This window comes from Burkholderia sp. E168m15 (genome assembly GCF_016586105.1).
Taxonomy (GTDB): Bacteria; Pseudomonadota; Gammaproteobacteria; order Burkholderiales; family Burkholderiaceae; genus Burkholderia; species Burkholderia orbicola.
The window spans coordinates 1-8328 of sequence record NZ_BCPO01000213.1; the positions used below are offsets into that span (position 1 = coordinate 1).

Genomic DNA, 8328 nt, shown 5'->3' on the forward strand with positions numbered 1-8328 from the left:
GCCGCCCGGCTTCACGTGGCCGGCCGACCCGCTGTGCGAACGCATCCCGTGCTTCGCGCCATGGCGCTGCGTGCCGGCCGGTGGCGGCGGCGCGGTCGTATTGCCGTTGGTGCCCGGCGTCGACATGTCCATCGACGGATTCGGCGCGCCGGTGCCCTCGTCCGAGCGCTGCGAGTTCTGCGCCCACGCGGCCGGCGCGGCCGCGACGATCGCGACAGCCGCGCAGACCAGCACGTGCCGCACGACACACTTCGATTCGAATGCTGACTTCATGGCGTTTTCTCCCTATGGATGATCGCTCGATGGAAATTCCTGCTCCGGTCCTTCAGCAAGGCCCATGCCGTGGTCGGCAGGTTCGCGACGCGGCACGCGGCTTGCGTCCGCCGTCTTCGTACGACCGTCCTGCGAACCCCTACGGAGTCCCTGCCTCATGCCTTCCGCTTCTGCTTCCCACGCGCACGACAAGCCGCACGGCAAGCGCCACACGCGCCGCCCGGGCCGCGCGCGCAGCGCCGACCCGGCCCATCGCAAGCGCTGGTCCGGCAAAGTCACGCAAAAGAGCGATGCGCTCGACATCGAGCCCGACATCTTCAAATCCGACGATCCGGCCGCGATCGCCGCGTCGCTGAAGCGCTCGGCCGAACATAGCCGCCGCCGCAAGGCGTCGCCGTTCCAGTCGGCGATGTCGATGCTGAACTTCTACGTGAACCGCGCCGGCCGCAACCTGCCGAAAACGCGCCGCACCACGCTCGAACGCGCGAAGCGGAAACTGCGCGAAGCCTTCGGCCGCAAGCCCTGACGGCCGGCGCGCCGCTCGTATGCTCGTATCCACCCCTCCGCTGCGATCACACGCATGCACGAAACCCTCTGGTATCTGATCATCGGCGCCGTGCTGCTGGGCATGGGCGTCGTGACGTCCGCACTGCGCCACCTACCCTGCAGCTCGGCGATGATTTACCTGGTGCTCGGCATCGCGCTCGGCCCGGCCGGCGCCGGCCTGCTGCATCTCGACCTCGAACGCGACGGGCAACTGCTGCGCGAGATCGTCGAGGTCGCGCTGCTCGTGTCGCTGTTCGCGATCGGGCTGCGGCTGCGCGTGCCGCTGTCCGACAAGCTGTGGCTCGTGCCGTGCCGCCTCGGGCTGCTCGCGATGATCGTCACCGTGCCGCTGCTCGCCGCGTGCGCGGTGCTCGCGCTGGGCCTTGGCTGGGGCCCCGCGTTGCTGCTCGCGGCGATCCTCGCGCCGACCGACCCGGTGCTCGCGCACGACGTGCAGGTGCACGACCCGGGCGATCGCGACCTGGTGCGCTTCGCGTTGTCCGGCGAAGGCGGGATGAACGACGGCATCGCGCTGCCGTTCGCGCTCGCGGGGCTCGCGCTGTGCGGCGCACCGGATGCGACGCACGGCATCCCGCCGCTGTCCGGCACGTTCGCGCTGGTCGCGCTGTGGGGCATCGCGGGCGCGGCCGCGATCGGCGGCGGGCTCGGCTGGGCCACGACGAAGACGATCGGCTGGCTGCGCACGCGGCACGCGCAGGCGCTCGGCCTCGAAGGCTTCTTCGCGCTCGCGCTGATCGTGCTGTCGTTCGGCGCCGCGCAGCTCGCGCACACGTTCGGCTTCATCGCGACGTTCGCGGCCGGCGTCGCGATGCGACGCGTCGAGCATCGCGCGAGCGGCGACCGCCCGCCGCGCGAAGTGATCGGCCAGATCGATTCGGAAGACGTGGTCGCGACCGAGAAGCATCCGGGGAAAGCGCATGCGTTCATGGCCGAATCGGTGCTCGGCTTCACGATCGAACTCGAACGGATCGCCGAAGCGATCGTGATGACGATGATCGGCAGCGTGCTCTCGACGCTGCCCGGCCCGCTGCTCACGTGGGGCGCCGTCGCGCTGGCCGCCGTGCTGTTCGTCGCCGTGCGTCCGCTCGCGGTGCTGGTCACACTGGCCGGCTCGCGCGCGACGCATGCGCAGCGGCGGCTGATGGCGTGGTTCGGCATCCGCGGGATCGGCTCGTTCTACTACCTGCTGTTCGCGCTCGAGCACGGGCCGTCCGACGTCGTGCGCCCGCTCGCGGCGCCGGTGCTGGCCGTGGTGTCCGCGTCGGTGGTCGCGCACGGGATTTCCGCGACGCCGCTGATGAACTGGTACTACCGGTTGCAGCAGCATCGGCGCTGACGGCTCACGTGTCGGCGCCAAGCCGCGCCCGCATCGCCGCGGTGATGCGCTGGCGCGCCTTCGCGTAGCCCTCCCACGGGTCGCGCTTCAGCGTGTCCAGCCGTTCGTGCAGCGTGTCGATCGTCCATTGCGCGCCGCCCGTCGTCTCGGGCACCTCGTCCCAGTCGAGCGGCACCGACACGCCCATGCCGGGCCGCGCGCGCACCGAATACGCGGCGATCGTGCTCGCGCCGCGCCCGTTGCGCAGGTAGTCGACGAAGATCTTGCCGCGCCGGTGACGCGGCCCCATCGTCGCGGTGAAACGGTCGGGCAGCGTGCCGGCGACGTGCTGCGCGACCGCGCGCGAAAAGTCCTTCACGTCGTCCCAGCCCGCATGCCGCGTGAGCGGCACGACGACGTGCAGCCCCTTGCCGCCGCTCGTCTTGCAGAACGACACGAGCCCGAGTTCGTCGAGCAGCCCGCGCACGAGCTGCGCGGCGTCGATCATCGTGCGCCACGGCAGCGCCGGATCGGGATCGAGGTCGAACACGATGCGGTCGGGCCGCTCGATGTTCGACGCATGCGCGTTCCACGTATGCAGTTCGACCGTGCCCATCTGCGCGGCGCCGAGCAGCGCGTCGACGTTGTCGATCGACAGCAGCGGCCCGTGGCCCGGGTCGAGCCCTTCGTGCTGCGTGACGAACGGGATCTCGCGGCGCTCCGCGTGCTTCTGGAAGAACAGCTCGCCGGCGATGTCGCCCGGGGCGCGCACGAGCGACACGGGACGGCCTTTCAGGTCGGGCAGCAGCCACGGCGCGACCCATTGCCAGTACCGTGCGAGGTCGATCTTGCGCGTGCCGCTTTGCGGGTCGAGCACGCGCTCGGGATGCGTGATGCGCACGCGGCCGAGCGTGTCGGGGCCGGACGCGTCGCCGTCGGCTCGGGCGGCTGCGCGAGACCGTGCGGATTGCTTGCGTTCGCCGGTTTCACGAGCGGCATGCGATGCGCGCTTGCGTGTGTCGTCGTGCGGGGTCGGGCGTTGATCCATCGTCACCTCCGTTTCCGTATGTTTGGGTATCTCGCGGACGATCTGCGCCGCCGGCTTGTCCTCGCGCAGCGCGATGAACGCGGCCTGCCGCACGATCCCGTCGCCGGTCCATTCCGCGAATTCGCATTCGGCGACGAGCGTCGGCTCGACCCAGTGCACGCGAGTGCGCGTGCGTTCGCGCGGCGGTTCATCGAATGGCATCGTGTCGCGCTCGTGTTTGCGCAGGATCACGGCGAGACGGTCGAGCATCCGCGTGTCGAAGCCGGTGCCGACGCGGCCGACGTAGCGCAGCGGCCCGGGCCCGCGCCGCCGCTTGCCGGCCGGCGCCGGCTCATGCACGCCGAGCAGCAGCGCGCCGAAGCCGTGCCGGCTGCCCGACGGCTCGGTAAAGCCGCCGATCACAAACTCCTGCCGGCGCCGGCATTTGAGCTTGATCCATGCGGGCGACCGGCCGGCGCGATAGCGCGAGTCCGCGCGCTTGCCGATCAGTCCTTCGAGGCCGGTGTCGCAGGCGCTCGCGATCAGCGACGCGACGTCCTCGCCGAGATCGGGCGAAAAGCGCACGCGCGCCGGGTCGCTGTTCGCGAGCAGCGGTTCGAGCAGCGCGCGACGGGCCGTGAGCGGTGCGTCGCGCAGGTCGTAGCCGTCGAGATAAGGCAGGTCGAACACGAAGAAGGTGATCGCGTCCGAGCGGTCCGTGCCGAACGCGTTCTGCAGCGCCTGGAAATCGGGCAGGCCGTTTTCGCCGAGCACGACGGCCTCGCCGTCGAGCCATGCGTCGTCGAGGTCGAGCGCCGCGAGCGCGTCGCGCTGCGCGCGCAGCTTCGCGGTCCAGTCCCGGCCTTCGCGCGTCATCAGCGTGACGCGCCGGCGTGCGCCCTTGCCTGCGATGCGCGCCAGGATGCGGTAACCGTCGAACTTCAGTTCGTAGCACCAGCCGCCCTGCGTCGGCGGTGCATCGACCAGCGTTGCGAGTTGGGGCGCGACGCGCTCGGGCAGCGGCGCGCGCACCGCGCCTTCGACCTGCGACGGCTCGGTGGGGCGCTGGCTTGCGTGGCTTGTTTGGCTTGCGGGTCGCGCGTCATGTGCATCGCCATCCGCGTCGGTCGCTCGGCCGCGCTGCGCCGCGCGCTTGCGTGCCGCACCGTGGGACGCGCCGTCATGCACGCTCCCCGGCCGTTCGCCGACGACGTCGAATTCATCGGCGCTGCGCGCGTCGTCGTCGCGCTCCTTGATCAGCAACCACTGCTCCTGACGCCCTTCCTGCCGCCCGCTGCGCACCAGCGCCCAGCCGCCGTGCAGCTTCTCGCCGTCGAGCCGGAACGTCAGCCTGCCGGCCCGGTAGCCTTCGCGCGCCTGCGCGACGCCGCCGTCGGGCGTCCACGTGCCTTCGTCCCACACGACGACCGAGCCCGCACCGTAATGCCCGGCCGGAATCTCGCCTTCGAACGACGCGTATTCGAGCGGATGGTCCTCGACGTGCACCGCGAGCCGCTTCACCTGAGGATCGAAGCTCGGGCCTTTCGGCACGGCCCACGATTTCAGCGTGCCGTCGAGTTCGAGCCGGAAGTCGTAGTGCAGCCGGCGCGCGTGGTGCTCCTGGATCACGAAGCGCAGCGGATGGCGTGCGCGCGCGGCGGGCTGCTTCGCCTTCGGCTTCGAGGCCGCTTGCGTATCCGTCTTCGCGCGACGCTTGCCGTGCGCCCCTTCGGGCTCGGGCGTCGCGCCGAAATGGCGCTTGCGGCGATACGGATCGAGCTTGCCGGCCATCGCGTCACCTCGTCGGAACCGGAATCGAAATCGGAGTCGGCGTCATCGGCGTCACGCCGCGTGCTTGCGGCGCGCGGCCGTCTTCTTCGCTGCGGGAGCGCTCGCTGCCCTGTGTTTCGCGGCGGTCTTCTTTGCCGCGGTTTTCGTCGCCGCGCCCTTCGATGCGGATTTCGCCGCCGGCTTGCGGCGCGCGCCGCCCCGCGACGACGACGATGAAGATTCCTCGTCCTCTCCTTCGCCACGCTCTGCACGCAGATCCGCCGCGCGCGCCCCCGCGCCGCCCTTCAGGCTGCGCTTCAGCAGCTCGGTCAGATCGACCACGTTGCTCGCCGCGCGGCCGGTCTGCGCGGGCCGGTCCTCGATCTCCTCGATCTTGCCCGCGCGCACCTTGCGCTCAACCAGTTCGAGGATGTCGTCGCGGAACGTGTCGTGATATTCGTCGGGGGTCCATTTGCCGGACATGTCGTCGATCAGCTTCTTCGCCATCCCGAGCTCGCGCGCACTGACGCCCGCGCCCTTCGCGTCGTCGGCCGGCACCGACAGCTCGTCGAGCGGCCGCAATTCCTCCTGCCAGCGCAGCGTATCGAGCGCGAGTATCGGCCCGACCGGGATCAACGCGCCCAGATGCTGGCGGTCGCGCATCACCACCAGCGCGATGCCGATCTTGCCGCTGTCCTTCAGCGCGTCGCGCAGCAGCGCATAGACCTTCTCGCCCTTGCGGTCCGGCACCAGGTAGTACGGCGTGTCGAGATAGAGGAACGACACGGCGTCCTCGTCGACGAAGGTCAGGATGTCGACGGTCTGCGTCGATTCCGGGTTCGCCGCGCGGATCTCGTCGTCGGTGAGCACGACGTAGCGCTCCTTCTCGTATTCGTAGCCGCGCACGATGTCCTCGCGCGTGACCTCCTTGCCGGTGCGCTTGTTGATCTGCCGGTAGCCGATCGGGTCCATCGAGCGCTTGTCGAGCATCCGGAACGACGGTTTCACGGTGCGCGTCGCCGGAAACAACTGCACGGGCACGTGCACGAGCCCGAAGCTGATCGCGCCTTTCCAAATCATCCGCGGTGCCATGCATGTTCCTCCTTGCCGGGTGCGCGCCCGCCCGAGGGCGGGCGCACCGTCCGGCGCAAGCCGCTGTCGGCCGCTGTCGGCCCTATGCCGGCAGCTCCGCCGCCTGCTGTTCGCGCGCCCACACGCGATGCTGGCCGAGGTGATCCGACAGCGTGTTCAGCACCGCGTCGAGATCGACGGCCTGGCCGACGCACACGCCTTCGGCCGGGTCGGGCAGGTGCGCGGCGCTGAGCAGTTGCCGCCCGGAGCCGACGGCCGCGATCGGCTTCAGGTGCTTGAACGCCTCCCGCACGAAATGGCGGGCATCGGCGCTGTGCGCGAGATCGCGGCCATCGCCGTCGCCGCCGCACACGAACACCGCGTCGAACATCACCGACGGCATGCCGACCAGCGTCGCCTCCGGCACGATGCCGCCGATCGGCGCGAGCGTCGGCGCGACGATCGTCGGCACCGCGTGCGCGGCCTGCAACGCGTCGCGCACCTGCTCGACCAGCACCGGATTCACGCCGGGCGTCGCGACCAGCGCGATCTTGCGCGAGCGGATGCCGGGCTTCGCGCGGCCGATCAGGCTCAGCGCCGGCGAGCGCTGCGGCACGGCCGGCGTCGCGGCCGCCTGCGGCGCGGGCAGCCCGAGCCGTTCGGCGACCTGCGCGGCGAGCCCCGCGTCGAAGCGCGCGATGATCTCGTTGACCACCCGCTCGCGAATATGCGGCTGCGTCACCTTGCCGAGCTCGAAGCAGTACGCGTCGCGGATATGCCGCTGCTCGATCTCGGTCATGCTCTGGTAGAACAGCGCGGCCTGCGAGAAATGGTCGGCGAACGATTCGCTGCGCACGCGCACCTTGTGGCCTTCGAGCGGCTCGGGCACGGTCTCGAACCCGCCGCCGGCGGGCGCGGGCGGCGTCTCGCGCGGCCAGCCGCCGCTCGTGGAATTCGGCTCGTACGACGCCTGGCCGACGTTGATCGTCTGCCGGTGCAGCGCGTCGCGCTGGTTGTTCGCGAACGGGCACACCGGCCGGTTGATCGGGATCTCGTGGAAATTCGGGCCGCCGAGCCGGCTCAGCTGCGTATCGGTGTACGAGAACAGCCGCCCCTGCAGCAGCGGGTCGTTCGTGAAATCGATGCCCGGCACCACGTGGCCCGGGTGAAACGCGACCTGCTCGGTTTCCGCGAAGAAATTGTCAGGGTTGCGGTGCAGCGTCATCCGGCCGATCGGCCGCACCGGCACGAGCTCTTCCGGCACGAGCTTGGTCGGGTCCAGCAGGTCGAAATCGAATTTGTCCGCATCGGCCGGATCGATCATCTGCACGCCGAGTTCGAACTCCGGATAGTCGCCGCGCTCGATCGCCGTCCACAGGTCGCGCCGGTTGAAATCCGGATCGTGGCCGGCGATCCGCTGCGCCTCGTCCCACAGCAGCGAATACGCGCCGCTCACGGGCCGCCAGTGGAATTTCACGAACCGCTCGACGCCGGCCGCGTTCACGAAGCGGAACGTGTGGACGCCGAAGCCGTCCATCGCGCGATAGCTCGCCGGCAGCGCGCGGTCCGACATCAGCCACAGCACCATGTGCGTGGTTTCCGGCACCAGCGACACGAAATCCCAGAACGTGTCGTGCGCGGACGCGCCGGTCGGCATCTCGTTCGGCGCCTCGGGCTTCACCGCGTGCACGAAGTCGGGAAACTTGATCGCGTCCTGGATGAAGAACACCGGCATGTTGTTGCCGACGAGATCGTAGTTGCCTTCCTGGGTATAGAACTTCACCGCGAAGCCGCGCACGTCGCGCACGGTGTCGGCCGACCCGCGCGGCCCCTGCACGGTCGAGAAGCGCACGTACACCGGCGTTTCGGCGGCCGGGTCCTGCAGGAACGCGGCCTTCGTGTAGTCGGCCATCGGCTCGTACACGCGAAACACGCCGTGCGCGGCCGAGCCGCGCGCATGCACCACCCGCTCCGGAATGCGCTCGTGATCGAAATGCGTGATCTTCTCGCGCATGATGAAGTCTTCGAGCAGCGACGGGCCGCGCGCGCCGCCTCGCAGCGTGTTCTGGTTGTCGGCGATCCGCACGCCCTGGTTGGTGCGCAGCGCCTCGCCGTCGGGCCGCGCACGGTTCGCCTCGAGCTGGCGCGATTTTGCGCTGTCGGGCGGTTGCGTCGGTTGCGTCGGGGGCGTCTTGCCGGCGGATGGGGGAGTCGTCATCGTCAGGTGTCCTCGTGGCATTCGGTAGGGAGCCGTTGCCGCACGGCGACGCGCCGCGGCGCACGCGTGCGGACGGCAGGGAAAGCC

5 protein-coding genes and 1 pseudogene are annotated in these 8328 nt (G+C 70.1%); 2 read left to right on the top strand and 4 right to left on the bottom strand.

Annotated features, from left to right (window positions below; genetic code table 11):
• Window positions 1-273: pseudogene (locus tag JMF86_RS32975) on the bottom strand (hypothetical protein); the annotation flags it as partial.
• A 157-nt stretch (window positions 274-430) separates the two neighbouring features.
• Here JMF86_RS32975 and JMF86_RS32980 point away from each other — a divergent pair.
• Both JMF86_RS32980 and JMF86_RS32985 read left to right on the top strand, forming a co-directional pair.
• Window positions 431-799 carry a DUF3175 domain-containing protein gene (locus tag JMF86_RS32980; RefSeq protein ID WP_074807199.1) on the top strand — a complete coding sequence of 123 codons (369 nt, stop codon included), beginning with the start codon at window positions 431-433 and terminating at the stop codon, window positions 797-799.
• Between the two features lie 54 nt (window positions 800-853).
• A complete protein-coding gene (locus JMF86_RS32985) occupies window positions 854-2176 on the top strand; it encodes a cation:proton antiporter (RefSeq protein ID WP_201317313.1) in 1323 nt (440 codons plus the stop codon).
• Window positions 2177-2180: 4 nt separating this feature from the next.
• Here JMF86_RS32985 and ligD read toward each other — a convergent pair whose 3' ends face one another.
• The 3 genes from ligD to katE all read right to left on the bottom strand — a co-directional run bounded on the left by ligD (window position 2181) and on the right by katE (window position 8241).
• Window positions 2181-4973 carry a DNA ligase D gene (ligD, locus tag JMF86_RS32990; RefSeq protein ID WP_201317314.1) on the bottom strand — a complete coding sequence of 931 codons (2793 nt, stop codon included), beginning with the start codon at window positions 4971-4973 and terminating at the stop codon, window positions 2181-2183.
• Window positions 4974-5024: 51 nt separating this feature from the next.
• A complete protein-coding gene (locus JMF86_RS32995) occupies window positions 5025-6044 on the bottom strand; it encodes a Ku protein (protein ID WP_175766375.1) in 1020 nt (339 codons plus the stop codon).
• Between the two features lie 82 nt (window positions 6045-6126).
• A complete protein-coding gene (katE, locus tag JMF86_RS33000) occupies window positions 6127-8241 on the bottom strand; it encodes a catalase HPII (RefSeq protein WP_201317315.1) in 2115 nt (704 codons plus the stop codon).
• Window positions 8242-8328 lie beyond the last annotated feature (87 nt).